Source organism: Rhodococcus sp. NPDC056506 (genome assembly GCF_042794945.1).
Classification (GTDB): Bacteria; Actinomycetota; Actinomycetes; order Mycobacteriales; family Mycobacteriaceae; genus Rhodococcus_F.
The window spans coordinates 68,780-83,981 of the sequence record NZ_JBHTSW010000012.1; the positions used below are offsets into that span (position 1 = coordinate 68,780).

At 63.1% G+C, this 15,202-nt stretch carries 16 protein-coding genes; 9 read left to right on the top strand and 7 right to left on the bottom strand.

Annotated features, from left to right (window positions below; genetic code table 11):
• Positions 1-29: 29 nt before the first annotated feature.
• Entirely contained in the window at positions 30-869 is an 840-nt protein-coding gene (locus ACFQ6H_RS13060) for a CPBP family intramembrane glutamic endopeptidase (protein ID WP_378545207.1), read from the bottom strand.
• A gap of 85 nt (positions 870-954) precedes the next feature.
• Between ACFQ6H_RS13060 and ACFQ6H_RS13065 the strand changes: the two genes are divergently transcribed.
• Positions 955-1,263, top strand: a complete 309-nt coding sequence (locus ACFQ6H_RS13065; protein WP_230813203.1) for a rhodanese-like domain-containing protein — start codon at positions 955-957, stop codon at positions 1,261-1,263.
• 48 nt (positions 1,264-1,311) lie between these two features.
• Here the strand turns inward: ACFQ6H_RS13065 and ACFQ6H_RS13070 are convergent, their stop codons facing one another.
• Complete coding sequence (locus ACFQ6H_RS13070; RefSeq protein ID WP_378646465.1) at positions 1,312-1,953, bottom strand: dihydrofolate reductase family protein; 642 nt, start codon at positions 1,951-1,953, stop codon at positions 1,312-1,314.
• An 88-nt stretch (positions 1,954-2,041) separates the two neighbouring features.
• Positions 2,042-3,127 (bottom strand): TDT family transporter, encoded by a 1,086-nt coding sequence (locus ACFQ6H_RS13075; RefSeq protein WP_378545201.1) that lies wholly within the window; start codon positions 3,125-3,127, stop codon positions 2,042-2,044.
• Between the two features lie 90 nt (positions 3,128-3,217).
• Here ACFQ6H_RS13075 and ACFQ6H_RS13080 point away from each other — a divergent pair, with 90 nt between their 5' ends.
• Positions 3,218-4,129, top strand: a complete 912-nt coding sequence (locus ACFQ6H_RS13080) for a LysR family transcriptional regulator (protein ID WP_283303336.1) — start codon at positions 3,218-3,220, stop codon at positions 4,127-4,129.
• Between the two features lie 12 nt (positions 4,130-4,141).
• Here the strand turns inward: ACFQ6H_RS13080 and ACFQ6H_RS13085 are convergent, their stop codons facing one another.
• Positions 4,142-4,822 (bottom strand): TetR/AcrR family transcriptional regulator, encoded by a 681-nt coding sequence (locus ACFQ6H_RS13085; protein ID WP_378646467.1) that lies wholly within the window; start codon positions 4,820-4,822, stop codon positions 4,142-4,144.
• A gap of 71 nt (positions 4,823-4,893) precedes the next feature.
• Here ACFQ6H_RS13085 and ACFQ6H_RS13090 point away from each other — a divergent pair, with 71 nt between their 5' ends.
• From ACFQ6H_RS13090 to ACFQ6H_RS13100, 3 genes are all read left to right on the top strand, one after another.
• Positions 4,894-6,045 carry an FAD-dependent oxidoreductase gene (locus tag ACFQ6H_RS13090; RefSeq protein ID WP_378545195.1) on the top strand — a complete coding sequence of 384 codons (1,152 nt, stop codon included), beginning with the start codon at positions 4,894-4,896 and terminating at the stop codon, positions 6,043-6,045.
• Positions 6,046-6,052: 7 nt separating this feature from the next.
• Positions 6,053-6,886, top strand: a complete 834-nt coding sequence (locus ACFQ6H_RS13095; RefSeq protein WP_378545192.1) for a DUF3626 domain-containing protein — start codon at positions 6,053-6,055, stop codon at positions 6,884-6,886.
• Between the two features lie 179 nt (positions 6,887-7,065).
• Positions 7,066-11,250: a molybdopterin-dependent oxidoreductase gene (locus ACFQ6H_RS13100; RefSeq protein WP_378646469.1), complete on the top strand. Its 4,185-nt coding sequence runs from the start codon at positions 7,066-7,068 to the stop codon at positions 11,248-11,250.
• A 6-nt stretch (positions 11,251-11,256) separates the two neighbouring features.
• Here the strand turns inward: ACFQ6H_RS13100 and ACFQ6H_RS13105 are convergent, their stop codons facing one another.
• Positions 11,257-11,721 (bottom strand): tRNA (cytidine(34)-2'-O)-methyltransferase, encoded by a 465-nt coding sequence (locus ACFQ6H_RS13105; RefSeq protein WP_019747649.1) that lies wholly within the window; start codon positions 11,719-11,721, stop codon positions 11,257-11,259.
• Between the two features lie 135 nt (positions 11,722-11,856).
• Here ACFQ6H_RS13105 and ACFQ6H_RS13110 point away from each other — a divergent pair, with 135 nt between their 5' ends.
• Both ACFQ6H_RS13110 and ACFQ6H_RS13115 read left to right on the top strand, forming a co-directional pair.
• Positions 11,857-12,540: an excalibur calcium-binding domain-containing protein gene (locus ACFQ6H_RS13110; RefSeq protein WP_378646471.1), complete on the top strand. Its 684-nt coding sequence runs from the start codon at positions 11,857-11,859 to the stop codon at positions 12,538-12,540.
• A gap of 33 nt (positions 12,541-12,573) precedes the next feature.
• Positions 12,574-13,194: a pentapeptide repeat-containing protein gene (locus ACFQ6H_RS13115; protein ID WP_003940770.1), complete on the top strand. Its 621-nt coding sequence runs from the start codon at positions 12,574-12,576 to the stop codon at positions 13,192-13,194.
• 6 nt (positions 13,195-13,200) lie between these two features.
• Here the strand turns inward: ACFQ6H_RS13115 and ACFQ6H_RS13120 are convergent, their stop codons facing one another.
• On the bottom strand, positions 13,201-13,476 hold the full coding sequence (locus ACFQ6H_RS13120; protein ID WP_347872009.1) for a DUF1905 domain-containing protein: 276 nt from the start codon (positions 13,474-13,476) through the stop codon (positions 13,201-13,203).
• A gap of 32 nt (positions 13,477-13,508) precedes the next feature.
• Complete coding sequence (locus tag ACFQ6H_RS13125; protein WP_378545182.1) at positions 13,509-14,021, bottom strand: GNAT family N-acetyltransferase; 513 nt, start codon at positions 14,019-14,021, stop codon at positions 13,509-13,511.
• 31 nt (positions 14,022-14,052) lie between these two features.
• On the opposite strand from ACFQ6H_RS13125, the gene ACFQ6H_RS13130 reads away from it, so the two are divergent.
• Both ACFQ6H_RS13130 and ACFQ6H_RS13135 read left to right on the top strand, forming a co-directional pair.
• Positions 14,053-14,910 carry a bifunctional methylenetetrahydrofolate dehydrogenase/methenyltetrahydrofolate cyclohydrolase gene (locus ACFQ6H_RS13130; RefSeq protein WP_378545179.1) on the top strand — a complete coding sequence of 286 codons (858 nt, stop codon included), beginning with the start codon at positions 14,053-14,055 and terminating at the stop codon, positions 14,908-14,910.
• Positions 14,911-14,915: 5 nt separating this feature from the next.
• A complete protein-coding gene (locus ACFQ6H_RS13135) occupies positions 14,916-15,200 on the top strand; it encodes a DUF3017 domain-containing protein (RefSeq protein WP_230812347.1) in 285 nt (94 codons plus the stop codon).
• Positions 15,201-15,202: the final 2 nt, after the last annotated feature.

The window sequence follows — 15,202 nt, forward strand, 5'->3', positions numbered from 1 at the left end:
ACAAGTATGTCTTGTACGGTCGCGAGTGGTCAGGCCGAGACGCGTGTGGGCCGTTCTTCGCCGATTCGATCCCGGATGAGAAATATGGCGATGACACCGAAAGCGATCAACAAGATCGTGAGTAGAGGGGCGACGGCGGCGGCGCCACTCACCTCCGTCGTCACCGAGGTGTCCAGCCCGCCGGTCGAGAGAATGGTGGTGGGGTCGGTGAGGCCGTGTAGCACGATTGCGGCCCAGATCGTGCCCGTCACACGCATGGTCAGGTACATGCACATGCCGAATCCGAAGGTGAAGACAACGGTGGCAAGGACGGTTGACGGCTTCATCCCGGCGATCAGGTTGACCGTGTGCATGAGTGCAAAGACCAGGGAAGACACGACGGCGACAAAGCGCTCGCGGTGGCCGGCGTCGCGCAGCATCTTCACTGCCAGACCGCGTGTGGCCAGTTCCTCCGTCAGTCCGACACACGCACCGAGTACCAGCAGGGCGATTATCTCGCCGGTGGTCCACGCGCTCCAGTCAGTTCCCGCGAGATGCGCAACAATGGCGGCGACCACGATTATCGGACCGATCCACATCCAACCCCGCCCACGAATGGGCTGTGGACCGAAGATATCGCGCAGCCAGCCGACCTTGGTCGCGAAAACCAGCAGGGCGATTCCGCCGATCGCGATGGGCAATGCGACGCCGAAGATGATGCTGGAGGCGCTCGCGACGACGTTGTCCGTGTCGATCTGGTCTGCAAAAACCCGAGAGGTAACCTGCCCGACAGCGAGATAGAAGGCCAGGTAGCCGACGATCAGCAGGAGTACTTTCCACACCGTGGGGCGACTCCAAAAACCGGACTTTTCGGGAATCGTATTGGTCATTGTCAGATCGTAAAGGGAGTCGCAGGAACGCGCGCGGGTACCGTCTATCCGGACAGCAGCGAATATGAAGGCGGGCGCAGAAATAATGTTGGAAGTCGATTTGAATGCACTGGACACGGCTTTGGCAGCGGGTGAGCCGTTGATCGACGTCCGTGAGGCCGACGAGTTCGCTCAGGTTCGAGTTCCGGGTGCGACGCTCATTCCGCTCAGCGAATTCGTCGCTCGTGTAGGCGAGATTCCGGACGCCGAAACTGTTTACGTCATCTGCGCTGTCGGTGGCCGTAGCTTGCAAGCGGCAGAGTATTTGCAGGCTCGCGGCATCAATGCGGTTTCGGTGGCAGGTGGAACGATGGCGTGGTATCAGTCGGGGCGCCAGGTCGAGACCGGGGCCTAAGGCGCAACTGATGGGGCAACTCCAGTTTTCCGGAGCTGCCCCACCAGGTCACTTTCGCCAGAACAAGTGGTGCGTCACGCCGCTCGGGCTCGGCACTATTTCGAGGTTGAAGCGGTCTCGTAGCTCGTCGGGTGACTCCCACAGTCGTAGACCGGATCCGAATTCGACCGGGCAGACCACCACGTGCATGGCGTCGACAAGGTCCGCGTCGAGGAACTCACGGATAGTGCTGACTCCACCGCCGAGCCGAACGTCCTTGCCCTGCGCCGCCTGACGTGCCTGCTCGAGGGCCGTCGCGGGGTCGGCGTCGACGAAGTGGAATGTCGTGTCCGAGAGGGTGAACGAGGGCCGCACGTGGTGGGTCAATACAAAAACCGGGGTGTGGAACGGTGGCTCGTCGCCCCACCAGCCCTGCCACTCGAGATTCTCCCAAGGACCACGTTGAGGGCCGAACTTGTTGCGGCCCATGATTTCGGCACCGATGTTGTTGGAGAAGTCCCGGGTGAAATAGTCGTCGAGGCCTCGGCTGCCGCCGGGATCGGTGCGATTGGGCCAGCTGGCCGTAGCTCCCGCCCACGCAAACATTTCACCGTGGTCGAGGCCGAACGGGCTCTCGAAGCTTTGGTCCGGACCGCATGCTATTCCGTCTCTGGAAACGCCGAAATTCTGCACTCGCAATAACTGACTCACCGTGTACTCCCGCTCTCGACAATGGTCTACGTGAGTACAGACCGTACGGCGAGCCAAAACTCATCGGTGCAAACTCGTCGATACAAATTCATGCTGCCGCGGGGAGAGCGCCACTGCGGATCGAGCGGACGGTCCGTACCGCGACGGTTGCCCAGATCGGGATGAGCACAGTCAACAGTGCAAGCGCGATACCCAGGATTGCTGTGGAACCAGTGGCGACTCCGAAGGCATTCGCGCCGACAGCACAGGCTCCGATCGGGAAGGTGAAGCTCCACCACCCGAGTGAGAAGTCCAAGCCGCGGCGCAGTGCGTGGACGGTGACGGTGGTGACCGTGACAAAGGCGATCACGCCGATGATTCCGACGACGGTTCCGTACGCGATTCCGAATTCGTGCAAGGCGTCGGCATGATGGGTACTGAGTGCATGCCGGGAGGCGGCGGCCAACAAGTTCGATGCAGCGATCGACTGTCCGATCACGCCCAAAGGAATCCACAGTGACGGAATGGCATTGAACGGGATCACGTCAACGCCGGCCGAGCGGTTGCGTGCGAACTGCCGGGCGACGGCCACCAGAATGCCGATGGCGGCGGTCAGCGCCAGAGCGAACAGGATGTAGCAGAAGACCAGTACCGCGATGCGCAGTGCACCTTCAGGCATGTGGGTGCTGACCGCTGCGCCGGTGGTGGCCGAGACCATCGGAGGTACGACGGGCATGAGCCAGAACGGCATAGCCGTTGCCATTCCCGCATCTCGAACCAGGCGAATCATCATCACGACGTAGGTGATCAGGCCGAGTGCCGTGCCGAGTGTCCACAGTGTCAGCGACACGGTGATCGCGACGTCGTGGCCGAGGAAGTCCGGGCCCGTGATGCCGGTTGCGGATCCCACGGTCAGAAGTGCCATTGCGACGGCGCCGTAGAAGGGGAACATCGCGGGGCTGTGCAGGTATGCGAGGGCCTGACATCGATGTTGTGACCAATGGGTGGCGAATGCTCCGATCAGGGCGCACAGTACGAGAACCGCCAGGACCCAGAAGATCTCCGAGACCAGTTTCAAGCCCTCGATCTCCGGTTCGAGCGAAGCCGCGGCCACCGACACGATTCCCGTTCCCATCGCTGCCGCGAACCAGTTCGGGGTGATGTGGGCGAAGGTGGGACTCGTGGTGGTGGTCATGTATTTCACTGTCGTCTCATCCGGTTCGTACCGGTAGACCGGTTGTCCTTGAATGCCCACAAACTCGCCTTGTGGGTCTAATCTTGGGTTATGTCGTTGTCTCCTCGGGTGCCGGAACTCAGTGCCCTCGACGTCCTGCTTTCCGTGGGGCGTCTGGGCAGCATGGGTGCTGCCGGCCGGGAGCACGGGCTCAGTCAGCAGGCAGTCAGCGCCCGGGTGCGTTCGGTCGAGCGTCAGCTCGGAATCAAGGTCTTCGATCGCGCAGCGACGGGTGTACGGCCCACTGCCGAGGGCGGACTGATTCTCGAATGGGCCAGCCATATTTTGGTCAGTGCCGAGGAAATGGCGTCGGGAGTTGCCGCTCTTCGCGGTGAACGCGACGCAGCCGTCACGGTCGCGGCCAGCATGACCATTGCCGAGTATCTGGTCCCCGGGTGGACGGTTGCGATGCGCCACAAGTTCCCCAACGTCGTGGCGTCGGTGAGTCTGCACAATTCCTCGGACGTCTCCGCTCAAGTCCAGGCAGGCAAGGCTGATATCGGATTTGTCGAAGGGCCGGATGTGCCGTCGGCGCTTGCGTCGTGCGAGGTGGCGCGTGATCACCTCGTGGTGGTGGTTCCACCGGGGCATGACTGGGCGAACGGAGTGCCTGTTCCGGTCGCGGACCTCGCGCGCACACCGCTCATTCAGCGTGAGTCAGGGTCCGGTACACGTTTGACGCTCGAGAACGCTGTTCCCGATTGTGTGCCGCCGTTGCTCGAGCTCACCTCGTGCACCGCCGTCAAGGCGGCGGTGGTGGCAGGCAACGCCCCGGCCGTTCTGTCGTCGCTGGCTGTTGCCGCCGACCTGACGGACGGCCGACTGGTCGCGGTCAACGTCGACGGCTTGCGGATGCCGCGGCGACTGCAGGCCGTCTGGGATCCCGATCGCGGATTACGCGGTGCAGCAAGAGATTTCCTCGACATCGCGCTCGGTTCCAACACCGCTGTTCATTCGCGCTGACGGGTCCGGCGGTTAAGTGACGGTGTCGATCCCCGCGAGGATGAGGTTGATGCCTGCCAGAAACTGCTCGCGGTCGTCGTGATCGCGCAGTTGTGCAGTCACCTGATTGAGGAACGGGTACTTCGCAGAGTCGAGTTCTTCCCACCGCGTGGCGACGCCCGCGAGGAATGCGGACCGATCTGTCTCACGGGGGAGCAGACGGGCGCCCGCGGCGTACTGTCCGGCGAGACCGAGCACGTAGTTCAGGAGCGCGGACGCGCAGTCGAACTGTGCCGATTCGGGAACGCCGAGCGCCTGGAGTTGCTCGCCGAGACTTTCGAAGATCTGCATCACCGCTGATTGCCACGGTTCACGTGAGAGTTGGGTGCCGATCCAGGGGTGGGCGTCGATCGCGTCGAACACGCCGAGGGTGATGATCCGGATCGCCTCACGCGGTGTTGCGCTCTCGGTTCCTTCGGTTGTCACGCGGGCGATGACGTCGTCGGTCGCCGCCGCGAGCAGGTCGCTCTTGTTGGCAACGTGCCAGTAGATCGCCCCACTGCCTGTTGTCAGGCGTGCGGAGAGAGCACGGAATGTCAGCGCGCCTTCACCCTCGGAATCGAGGATCTCGATCGCGGCCTCCACTATGCGCTCCTTCGAGAGCGCATCCGTGCGTCGTTCGGCCCGCTGATTTCTGGTCGCCATACGCACCATCTTGACATATCTGGAACGGCGTTCCAAGATTGTTGTTGGAACGCCGTTCCAATTCATTGGAAGGAATCAACATGAACACGTCAATCTCGATCATCGGGGCAGGCCTCGGCGGCCTGACCCTCGCGCGCGTACTCCACGTCCACGGAATTCCCGCGAAAATTTACGAGGCGGAACCGTCGGCAGAGGCCCGTACGCAGGGCGGACAACTCGACATCCACGAACACAACGGCCAGGCAGCGCTCGAGGCGGCCGGCCTCACCGACGAATTTCGCGCGATCATCCACGAGGGCGGCGCCGCGTCGCGCGTACTCGATCAACACGCCGCCGTGCTCCTCGACGAACCCGACGACGGCACGGGAACACGTCCCGAAGTGCTCCGCGGAGACCTCCGTCGGATCCTGCTCGATTCCCTTCCCGACGGGACGATCGAATGGGGACGCAAGGTCGAAAGTGTGCGCTTGCTCGGCTCACCCGACACAGCCGACGGCCGCCACGAGTTGACCTTCGCCGACGGTTCGACAGTGACCACCGACCTCCTCGTCGGTGCAGACGGTGCCTGGTCGAAAATCCGGCCGCTGCTCTCCGATGCAAAGCCCGACTACGTCGGAACCACGTTCGTCGAGACCTACCTCTACGACGTCGACGAGAAGCACTCGGCTGCAGCCGCAGCGGTCGGTGACGGGGCGATGTACGCGCCCGCGCCCGGACAAGCGATCGCGGCGCATCGAGAGGCGGGGGACATCCTGCACACCTACGTTCAGTTGAACCGTTCGGCGGAATGGTTTGCCGGTATCGATTTCAACGACGCTCCCGCTGCGACAGCGCGGATCGCGGCCGAGTTCGACGGTTGGGCAACGGAACTCACGGCGCTGATCACAGACGGCGAAACCGCTCCGATTCCGCGGGCGATCTACGCCCTTCCCGACGCGCACCGGTGGGATCGCGTGCCTGGGGTGACTCTCCTCGGTGATGCGGCCCACCTGATGACCCCGTCCGGTGAGGGCGCGAACTTGGCCATGTTCGACGGAGCCGAACTGGGAAAGGTGATCGCCGCGCACCCCGACGACATCGAAGCGGCACTCGCCGAGTACGAAGAAGCGATGTTCGTGCGCAGCGCATCCGAGGCCGCGGACTCGCACGTGATCCTTGATCTCTGCCTCGGTGACCATGCACCGTACTCACTGGTCGACTTCTTCACCGGTGCTGCTTCCGTATCCGGATAATGGGCGAATGCCTGTCGATTCCTCTCCCGCGTCTGCCGCGATTGCACACGTGCACGACCTCTCGAAGGGCGGCCCGCTGGACCGAAATCACCGGGTGACGTTGCACTTTCATCCAGACCTCCCATTTGAAAGTGGCCTGACACTGGCCTCGATCGCACGTCAGGGCACCTACGTGACCCAGTTCGAGACTCGTACGAGCAACGGGGGACTGACGGCACAACACGGCGGCGACCGTTGGCGCTGGGAGAGTCGGATTTTCGGCCGAGCCTACGACGAGCGAGAGCCGTCGGAACGGCCGAAGTACGGATCATTGAACTTTTCCGCCGATCCGTACGGGGCATCTCCTCGGTTCGGCTCGTCCTACTTCCGGCTTGCCGAGCACACGCTCGACCGCACCACTTTCTGCTTCCCGGACAGCGTCTTCGAGCCCAGCCTCTTCGGAACGGCGGAAGCGATGAGCTTGGTCGACGCCGCAGGAGCCACCGAGTTCGCGGATCCGCTCGACCACTACATCGAGGCGCACGTTCACGGCGTCGTCGACATCGGAACGGACGTCGAGGCACTCGTTCTGGATCCGAGTTACCGGGGCACACAGGTCGAAGAGGTCGCCCACTCGCTCACGTGCCCGGTGTTGTGGCACGACGGTTACGCGGTCGACGCCGACGAGGTCGCCGAACATCCCGACTATCGGGGAGCAACCATCGTCGACCTTGCCAGAGAGGTTGCGCTCGACGGTCGACTGACGCCTGCCATCCTGGGTCTCGCCCGGCGCGGCTCCTACGATCCGCAGGACGTCAAAAAGGTCTGGCACTACATCGCTCGATTCGGCGGCAGGGCGTAGAACTGGGCATTCGCGTATCCCGCCCGTCAACGACTGCTGGTTCCGGGACCGCACATCAGTCCGAAGGCGGCGGTGAGGAAAGAGTGATTGATACGCAACATCGGGCATGAACTCCCGAAACAACTGCATCCGAAGATGGAAGTCGACCTTGATCCTCGGTCGAAGGGATGCATGAATCGATGGGCGCTCAACTCACTACCACCAGTGTCGACACCCTCTGCGCGTACTGCGGGGTGGGCTGTGGACTTGTCCTCGACATCATCACCGATCCCGAGACCGGACGTCGGAAGGCGGCGAAGTCGTTCGGATTGAAGACACATCCCACCAATTTCGGACGTTTGTGCACCAAGGGCACCACGACGGCGGACATGCTCGCCGGCCCGGGGCGCATGGAATCTGCGTATCGGCGTCCGCACCGAGGTGAGGCGATCGAAGCTGCGGACATGAGCGCAGTCATCACCGAAACTGCCCACCGCCTGCGGGCAATCATCGACGAGCACGGCCCCGACGCATTTGCGTTGTACGTGTCCGGGCAGATGTCTCTCGAGGCCCAGTACCTGTCGAACAAACTGGCCAAGGGCTTCATCGGCACCAATCAGATCGAATCGAATTCCCGACTGTGCATGGCCAGTGCCGGCACCGGATACAAGCAATCGCTCGGGGCCGACGGACCGCCCGGTTCCTATCAGGACTTCGAACATGCCGACGTGTTCTTCGTGACCGGCGCGAACATGGCGGACTGCCATCCGATCCTCTTCCTTCGAATGCAGGAGCGGGTCAAGGCGGGCGCGAAGTTGATCGTCGTGGATCCTCGACGCAGCGCCACCGCAGACAAGGCGAACTTGTTCCTGCAGGTCGCCCCCGGCACCGACCTCGCACTACTCAATGGACTTCTCCACCTACTCGTCGTGAACGGGCACACCGATCCGGACTTCATCGCCGAATTCACCGAAGGCTGGGAGGTGATGCCCAGCTTCCTCGCGGAGTACACACCGGAGAAGGTCAGCGAGATCACCGGCATCCCCGAAGTCGACATTCGCACCGCAGCGCAATGGATCGGTGAGGCCGACAACTGGATGAGCTGTTGGACAATGGGTCTGAACCAGAGCACCCACGGCACGTGGAACACCAACGCCATCTGCAACCTTCATCTGGCGACCGGTGCGATCTGCACGCCTGGCAGCGGCCCGTTCTCGTTGACCGGTCAGCCGAACGCCATGGGTGGGCGTGAAATGGGCTACATGGGGCCAGGTTTGCCAGGTCAGCGCGCCGTGATGGTCGACGCCGATCGCGACTTCGTCGAGGAGCGATGGGGGATCCCGCAGGGTTCGCTGCGCACCGAAACCGGCGGTGGGACCATCGACCTGTTCTCCCGAATGGCGGCGGGTGAAATCAAGGCGTGCTGGATCATCTGCACCAATCCTGTTGCGACGGTAGCCAACCGCAAGACCGTCATCGACGGATTGGAGAAGGCTGACCTCGTCATCACCCAGGATGCGTTCTTGGGCACCGAGACCAACGAATACGCCGACGTCCTGCTGCCGGCGTCATTGTGGACAGAGTCCGACGGAGTGATGATCAACTCCGAACGCAACCTGACGCTCTTCCAACAGGCACTGGATCCGGTCGGGCAGGCGCTGCCTGATTGGCAGATCATCGCCCGAATCGCCTGCGAGATGGGCTATTCCGAGGCATTCACCTACACCAGCGCCGAGGAGGTGTTCGAGGAGATCAAGCAGTTCTGGAATCCGAAGACCGGCTACGACTTACGCGGCGTCACCTACGAGCGCCTCCGCAAGTCGCCGATCCAGTGGCCGTGCCCGCCCGAGAGTAAGCAAGACCGTCATCCCATCCGATACCTCAATGACGGTGTCAGTCAGAGACTTCTGGTCCGAGAGGACGGCAGCACTCCGCGCCTCGCGTTCCCCACCGCCACGGGGCGTGCGATGTTCTTCGCCCGGCCACACATGCTTCCCGCCGAAATGCCCGACGACGATTACCCGTTCCTGCTCAACACCGGTCGTCTTGCGCACCAGTGGCACACCATGACCAAGACAGGCAAGGTGGCCAAGCTGAACAAACTCAACCCCGGGCCATTTGTCGAGATCCATCCCGACGACGCCGCCAGGCTCGGCGTCGTAGACAAGGACGCGATCGAGGTCGCCTCACGCCGTGGCCGCGCCGTGCTCCCGGCCGTGGTCACCGACCGAGTGCGTCCGGGAAACTGCTTCGCGCCGTTTCACTGGAACGACGCCTTCGGCGAGTACCTCTCGATCAACGCCGTCACCAACGACGCCATTGACCCTGCCTCCCAGCAACCGGAGTTCAAAGCCTGTGCCGTCACTATGACGAAGGTCGCCGTGGACACGCCCGAAGCGGAGTTCGCCGAATCGCCGCGGGTGGCTCCCGAGGCGGCTGATCGGGCTTTGTCGCGAACCGATGTCCTCGCCGATGTCATCGGCCAAACAGGAACACCCGCAGTGGTATTCGATCCGCTCCAGCAGAGCTATCTGGCAGGTCTTCTCGCGGCGTTGCGTGCGGATGCCGATCGCACTCCCGGGGTGCCGACCTTGCCTCCGGCCGCACCCTTCGATGCCGAAAAGCGGATGTGGGTAGACGGTGTCTTGGCCGGCCTGTACTCGCGGACCTCGCTCCCTGGCACTGACGGGCCCGTGTTGTCGCCGGGTCCGGACACTACCTCCGAGCGGGCGCCGATCGTCGTGCTCTGGGCATCGCAGACCGGAAACGCGGAGGAGTTTGCCGCTGCCTGCGCCGCTCGACTCAGCGAAGTCGGCTTACCCGTGGTGATGCACGCAATGGACGAGTTCCCGGCTGCCGACCTGGCGGCCACCCGAGAGGTCCTGCTGATCACCAGTACCTCCGGTGACGGCGAATCCCCGGACAACGGCAGCGGTTTCTGGGATGCCCTGGCTGCTGACACAGTGCCTCGGATGGGCGAAACACGGTATGCAGTCATCGCTTTCGGTGACTCGAACTACGACGACTTCTGTGGACACGGACGAAAACTCGACGCTCGCCTTGCTGAACTGGGAGCCAGTCGTATCGTCGAACGTGCCGACTGCGAGCCCGATTTCGAAGACACTGCTGCTGGATGGCTCGACGCGGTCACGGCCGAACTTCAGAGCACGGAGGCTGGCGAGCCGACCGACGTCGTCGTCGCAATGAAGAACTCCGGCACAACTGCTGTGGCCGCGTCGATTTCACCGGCGATGTCGGCGCCGCTGCAGTACAACAAGAAGGCGCCACTGACCACCGCTTTGACGCGCAATGTCGTGCTCAACCGGCCAGGCTCTTCCAAAGACGTGCGGCAGTTGGGTTTTCACCTTCCGGACGACACGGTCAGTTACGAAGCCGGCGACGCTCTCGGAGTCTGGCCGCGAAACAGCTCCCCGTTTGTCGACGAGTGGCTTACCCTTACCAGCCTCGACGGTGAGGAGACCGTCGATCTGGGGCAGTACGGCGCGATGACCTTGCGTACCGCGTTGACGGAACGCCTGGAGATCACGCGAATCTCGAGCGACATGATTCGGTTCGTGCATCAACGAACGCGCGATGCGGACCTGGCCGAGTTGATGAAGCCGGAGAACATCTCCACGCTCAAAGACTGGTCGTGGGGACGACAGTCCGTCGACGTACTTGCGCAGTCGCCGGTTCGTGCTTCGACCGACGAATGGCTTTCGTTACTCAAACCGCTTCAGCCGCGGTTGTATTCGATTTCTTCCAGTCCGAAAGAGAACCCGCGCGAAGTGCAGTTGACGGTGTCCGCCGTTCGGTACAACGTGGCAGGCGTCCCACGCCGCGGAGTGTGCTCGACGTATCTCGCAGATCACGCTGACGGTGACGACATCGGAATTTACGTGCAGAAGTCGACTCACTTCCGGCCTCCGTCCGATCCCGAGACCCCGATGATCATGGTCGGTCCGGGGACCGGCATCGCGCCGTTCCGCGCTTTCCTGCACGAGAGGAGGGCGTTGGGGCACACGGGTCCTAACTGGCTGTTCTTCGGGGAACAGCATGCGGCGACCGACTTCTACTACCGCGAAGAAATCGAAGAATTGCGGAAAGACGGTTTCCTGACCGAACTCGACCTCGCATTTTCCCGGGATCAAGCCGACAAGGTCTACGTGCAGGACCGGATGCGTGAGCGGGGCGCGCTGCTGTGGGAGTGGCTGCAGAAGGGTGCACACTTCTACGTCTGCGGCGATGCCAACCGGATGGCCAAGGACGTCGACAACGCCCTCAACGGTGTAGTCGCGCAACACGGAAAACTGGCCCCTCGTAGTGCCGAGGCGTATGTGAAGGCTCTTTCGGCGGAGAAGCGCTACGTCCGAGACGTCTACTGACGTCGATCAGACGGCGCCCTTGAACCCGTGCTGACGCCAGGCCTCGTACGTCACCAGGGCGGCAGCGTTGGACAGGTTGAGGGACCGGCGTCCGGGAAGCATCGGGATACGCAGACGCTCGGTGATGTGTTCGTCCGCCAGCACTTCCTCGGACAATCCGGTGGGTTCGGGCCCGAACAGCAGGACATCCCCGGGTTGGTAGGCGATATCGGCATACGACGTGGTCGCGTGTGCGGTGAAGGCGAACACGCGAGCGGGGGTGACGGCTTCCCAGGCAGCGGCCAGGTTTTCGTGGACCGTGACAGTCGCCAGATCGTGGTAGTCCAAGCCTGCGCGCTTGAGCTTCGGCTCCGACAAGTCGAACCCGAGAGGGCCGACCAGGTGGAGTTCGCAACCGGTGCCTGCGACCATGCGGATCGCGTTTCCGGTGTTGGGTGGGATGCGGGGCTCGTGGAACATCACTCGGAACACTCGAGGAACTGTACCGGGCGGCATATCGGCGCCCGCGTCTGCGAGAAGAGCGGTCGAGAAGTGTGGGCGAATTGGTAACAAACCGGCCAGTCCGTGCGAACCTATTTCCGGCACTCTTCTCAGAACGGACTTTTCATGAACCCTCCCGCCGGTTGGAACCCCGACCCCTTCGACCCCACGATCGACCGTTACTGGGACGGTCAGCAGTGGACCGCACAGACACGGCCCAAGGGCGTCGACGCACCTACTCAAGCATTCGGTACTCCGACGCAGGTCTTCGGTGCACCGGGATCGGCGGCGCCGGACACAAACGCCGAAGAAGGAAGCAAGCGGCGGAAGTGGCCGTGGATCGCCGGCGCAGCAGTCGTGGGGCTGGTGGCCATCGCTGCGGCGACGGGGGCGGGCAAGTCGGAGGAATCGACGACGCCCGCTGTGACCTCTTCGGCGACAGCTGCAGCGACGACAACCAAGAGCACTGTCCCGTCGACGACAAAGACCACAACGTCGTCCGCCCCGCCGACCACGACCACGGCGACGACGCTGCCGACCACGACCACCACCGTGGCAATCGTGCCGCTGGTGCCTCAGGTTCCGGAGACCACGACAACGCCGTACGTTCCGCCCGCTCCGGCCTACACGCCCCCGAAGACAACGGAACCGGCGTACATTCCACCGCCGGCCAAGGTGCCTGACGCGGGGGTGTCTTACGCCAACTGTGCAGCCGTGCGAGCGGCCGGTGCTGCCCCGATCTACCGCGGCGATCCGGGCTATTCGTCCAAGCTCGATCGCGACGGTGACGGCGTGGCCTGCGAGACCTAGGCGGTCGACACGGTGTCGGTGCGGCGGGGCAGTATGGACGGCATGCTCCCCGAAGAATCCGACGATGTCGTCGGCGAAGACTATTCAGACGCGCGGCTGGCCGGGCAGAAGTGGCGTCAGCGCACTTTCACCAATTGCAATTTCCGAGACGCCGACCTTACCGGCCTCACGACGGAGTCGGTGGTATTCACGGATTGTGATTTCACCGGCACCGATCTGGGGGAGTCCGTACATACGGGAACGGCGTTCCGATCCTGCAATTTTGCGCGGACCAGCCTGTGGCACAGCACGTTCCGGAACTGCAGTCTGCTCGGGTCGACGTTCGACGGTTGCCGCATCCGGCCGTTGACGCTCGACGAAGTCGACTTCTCGTTGACCTCACTCGGCGGGGCGGACCTGAGGAAGATCGACTTCACCTCATGCCGCTTCCGTGAAGCGAACCTGGTTCGGGCCGACATGCGGGGCGCGGTGCTGGCGTCCGCGGATCTGTCCGGTGCTCGCACGGGTGGACTCAAACTCGAAGGTGCAGACCTGCGCGGTGCGCGGATCGATCCGAGCCTGTGGACGTCCGCATCCGTCGGAAACGCACAGATCGAGTTGATGCAGGCGGTGGCGTACGCGTCGGCGCACGGTCTTGTCGTCGACATGAAGTAGTGACGCCTAGCTCTGCAAGCGCTCCTCGAGGCGCACGGTCACCCGCTCGCCCGTGTCCTTGCCGATGGCTTTGCGCAGATCGGCTTTGACCGGCAGCTTGTGGTTACCGTCTCCCAACGCCATGAACGAACTCTGGAACGGATGTCCGTCGATCGTCCCGCGCACCTTGACCAGGCCGCGGGTGCCGAAGAACTCGGCGGACTCCGGCCAGATCACATAAGTCCACCCGCCCTTGGCGTCGCTCTTCTGCAGGGTGGCCGTGAATTCCTTGTCCAGCAACATGATGTCGGTCCTTTCGAGCTCGTCCCAGTCGATCAGCGGATGAATTCCCGAGCAAGGAGATCCATCAACAGTCCGTCCTTCCACACACCGTGGCGATCTCGCGAGTACTCGCGCATCACCCCGACGTCCTTGAATCCCACAGATCGGTAGCACGCGATGGCGACGGAGTTGTCGACCTCGGGGTCGATGACAAGACGGTGGAATGCGAGGTCGTCGATCAGATGGGCACACAGCACCCGTATCGATTCGCGACCGAACCCTTGGCCGTGGAAGTCGGGATCGAGAAACAAGTCGAGCCCGGCGTGGCGGAAGTCGGGGTTGTCCTCAGCTTCGTACCACTGGATGAAGCCGATCAGTTGGTCGCCGTAGAAAATGCTGTAGCGCGTGGTGCCGGCCTCCGGCGCCGCAGGCCAGTCGTCATCGGGATTTTGCCACCACTGCACGACGTCCGGGTGCAGGTGAATTGCCCGCAGACGGGCGTGATGATCGGGCGCGAGCGGGGAGAGGACCACTCTCGGGCCGCGTAGTTCCGGAGCCGTTGTCACTCATCGACCCTAACCTGGAACAATGGTCGCCGTGACTGCAACGATCCTCGACGGCAAAGCTACCCGCGACGAAATCTTCGAAGACCTGAAGGTGCGGGTGAGCGCTCTGAAGGCAGAGGGCATCACGCCCGGCTTGGGCACCATTCTGGTAGGCGACGACCCCGGATCCGCTGCTTACGTGCGCGGCAAGCACGGCGACTGCGCCAAGCTCGGTATCAATTCTTTGCGACGCGACCTGCCTGCCGACATCACGCAGGAACAGCTCAATGCGACGATCGACGAGCTCAACGCCAATCCCGAGTGCACCGGCTACATCGTACAGTTGCCGATTCCCAAGCACCTCGACGAGAACGCGGCCCTCGAGCGCATCGACCCAGACAAGGATGCCGACGGCTTGCATCCGGTCAACCTCGGTCGCCTGGTGTTGGGCAAGGAAGCGCCCCTTCCGTGCACCCCGCGTGGAATCCTGCATCTCCTGCGTCGCTACGAGGTGCCGATTGCAGGCGCACACGTGGTGGTCGTCGGACGAGGCATCACGGTCGGTCGCCCGATCGGACTCCTGCTGACGCGTCGTAGTGAGAACGCCACGGTCACCCTCTGCCACACAGGTACCCGCGATCTCGCAGCCGAGGTTCGCCGCGCCGACATCATCGTCGCTGCCGCCGGCGTTCCCGGTCTCATCACCGCCGACATGGTCAAGCCCGGAGCAGCGGTTCTCGATGTCGGTGTCAGTCGCACCGACGACGGCCTGCGCGGCGACGTCGCAGCCGACGTCAACGAGGTTGCCGGGTTCGTCTCACCCAACCCCGGTGGTGTCGGGCCGCTGACCCGCGCGTTCCTGATCACCAACGTGGTCGAGCGTGCCGAGCGGGTTCTGGCCGGAGTCTGAGTCCGATGTCCTCACTGGTCGGCCTCGCGAAGAAGAATCTGCCCATGCTCGCGGTCCTTGCCGTGATCGCGGCAGCTGTTGTTCTCGTGCTGGCCGACCGGTGGCGCCGCGGTGCTCTCGTCTTCGGTGTTGCCGTCATCATCGGTGCTGCCGCGCGGTGGTTCGTTCCCGAGAATCGTGTGGGGTTGCTTGCCGTGCGTGGAAGGGTTTTCGACACTGCGGCGATGGGCGTCATGGGAGCGTTGATCGCGACGCTTGCCCTGACCATCGATCCGCTCGGTACCGACTGAGA

What these genes read in the sequence shown, in the direction of transcription:
- ACFQ6H_RS13060 (WP_378545207.1), bottom strand. Translation starts at nt 869, where the DNA reads ATGACCAATACGATTCCCGAAAAGTCCGGTTTTTGGAGTCGCCCCACG.
- ACFQ6H_RS13065 (WP_230813203.1), top strand. Translation starts at nt 955, where the DNA reads ATGTTGGAAGTCGATTTGAATGCACTGGACACGGCTTTGGCAGCGGGT.
- ACFQ6H_RS13075 (WP_378545201.1), bottom strand. Translation starts at nt 3,127, where the DNA reads ATGACCACCACCACGAGTCCCACCTTCGCCCACATCACCCCGAACTGG.
- ACFQ6H_RS13080 (WP_283303336.1), top strand. Translation starts at nt 3,218, where the DNA reads ATGTCGTTGTCTCCTCGGGTGCCGGAACTCAGTGCCCTCGACGTCCTG.
- ACFQ6H_RS13085 (WP_378646467.1), bottom strand. Translation starts at nt 4,822, where the DNA reads ATGGTGCGTATGGCGACCAGAAATCAGCGGGCCGAACGACGCACGGAT.
- ACFQ6H_RS13090 (WP_378545195.1), top strand. Translation starts at nt 4,894, where the DNA reads ATGAACACGTCAATCTCGATCATCGGGGCAGGCCTCGGCGGCCTGACC.
- ACFQ6H_RS13095 (WP_378545192.1), top strand. Translation starts at nt 6,053, where the DNA reads ATGCCTGTCGATTCCTCTCCCGCGTCTGCCGCGATTGCACACGTGCAC.
- ACFQ6H_RS13100 (WP_378646469.1), top strand. Translation starts at nt 7,066, where the DNA reads ATGGGCGCTCAACTCACTACCACCAGTGTCGACACCCTCTGCGCGTAC.
- ACFQ6H_RS13110 (WP_378646471.1), top strand. Translation starts at nt 11,857, where the DNA reads ATGAACCCTCCCGCCGGTTGGAACCCCGACCCCTTCGACCCCACGATC.
- ACFQ6H_RS13115 (WP_003940770.1), top strand. Translation starts at nt 12,574, where the DNA reads ATGGACGGCATGCTCCCCGAAGAATCCGACGATGTCGTCGGCGAAGAC.
- ACFQ6H_RS13120 (WP_347872009.1), bottom strand. Translation starts at nt 13,476, where the DNA reads ATGTTGCTGGACAAGGAATTCACGGCCACCCTGCAGAAGAGCGACGCC.
- ACFQ6H_RS13135 (WP_230812347.1), top strand. Translation starts at nt 14,916, where the DNA reads ATGTCCTCACTGGTCGGCCTCGCGAAGAAGAATCTGCCCATGCTCGCG.